The 1,376-nt window shown below is 66.9% G+C and carries 2 protein-coding genes; both read left to right on the forward strand.

Features of this window, described 5'->3' with window-relative positions; genetic code table 11:
* The first annotated feature begins 64 nt into the window (after positions 1-64).
* Positions 65-856, forward strand: a complete 792-nt coding sequence (locus HP546_RS30250; protein WP_172233548.1) for an AP endonuclease — start codon at positions 65-67, stop codon at positions 854-856.
* On the forward strand, positions 849-1,376 hold a 528-nt coding region (locus tag HP546_RS30255; RefSeq protein ID WP_172233551.1), incomplete at its 3' end, for a sugar kinase. The genes HP546_RS30250 and HP546_RS30255, both read left to right, overlap by 8 nt.

Consider the following 1,376-nt stretch of genomic DNA (forward strand, 5'->3'; position numbering starts at 1 on the left):
GTGGCAGGCATTGGCGTGCCTGCTGTCGACAACAAATGAAACCGGTTTCATAAGGACAACAACAATGCACGCGAACCCCGTTTCCATCAGCCTCTCCAGCTATGGCGCCGACTTTGTCCGGCAACGTGGCCAGGAGCAGTTTCTTGACCTGCTGGCAGCCGCCGGCGTCGCCCGTGTCGAGTTGCGCGAAGAGTTGTTCGCCACTACTCCCGACGCAGCAGCGCTGGGTGCGGTCATTGCCGCGCTGGACCTGGAGTGCCTGTATTCCACACCGCTTGAACTGTGGACCGAGCAAGGCCTGCCTGACCCGCAATTGACGCACAAGCTGGACACTGCTCACGCCCTGGGGGCGGTAGCGCTCAAGGTTTCGCTGGGGCACTACCATGAGCGCTGCGACATGGCCGCCCTGGCAGCGCTGTTGCCTGTGCACGGGCCGCTGCTGCTGGTGGAGAACGACCAGACTCGCCAAGGCGGTCGTATCGAACCGCTGCAGCACTTCTTGCAGCGCGCCGACCAGCTTGGGCTGGGCCTGGGCATGACCTTCGACATTGGTAACTGGCAGTGGCAGGGCGAGCCTGCAGCACAAGCCGCGCGCCAACTTGGCCGGTGGGTGCGCTATGTGCACTGCAAAGCCGTTCAGCGCCTGGCCGATGGTCGTCTGGCTGCCGTACCACCCCAAGCAGCCGACCTGCGGGAGTGGGCCGGGCTCATGGCGGAATTCGCCCCGGGTGTGGTGCGCGCCGTCGAGTACCCGCTGGTCAGCGACGACCTGCTGACGCTGACCCGTGCTCAGGTGCGCGACCTGTCGCTGCTGGGGCTGCAGGCGGCATCGACCGGGGAGCTGAGCCATGCATGAGCAAGACGTGCTGTGCTTCGGCGAGACCATGGCCATGTTCGTCGCTGAGCAGGCGGGGGACCTGGCCAGTGCCGGCCAGTTTGGCAAGCGCATTGCCGGCGCCGACAGCAATGTTGCCATCGGCCTTGTGCGGCTGGGCTTCAAGGTCCGCTGGCTGAGCCGTGTAGGCAACGATTCGCTGGGCCGTTTCGTGCTCGACAGCCTGCGCCGCGAAGGCCTGGACTGCTCCGCCGTCGAGGTGGACGCCAGTTGCCCCACCGGCTTCCAGCTCAAGGCCCGCTGCGACGATGGCAGTGACCCGGCGGTGGAGTATTTCCGCCGCGGCTCGGCGGCCAGCCGGCTGTCGCCAGCGCACGTGGCCCCAGGCTTGCTGCAGGCCCGTCACTTGCACGCCACCGGCATCCCGCTGGCGCTGTCGGAGGGCTGTAGGGCCTTGTCCCACGCACTGGTGGACGCCATGCGCGCAGCCGGGCGCAGCATCTCGTTCGACCCCAACCTGCGCCCGTCGCTGTGGCCGGAC

Source organism: Pseudomonas sp. CM25, assembly GCF_013179705.1.
Lineage (GTDB): Bacteria > Pseudomonadota > Gammaproteobacteria > Pseudomonadales > Pseudomonadaceae > Aquipseudomonas.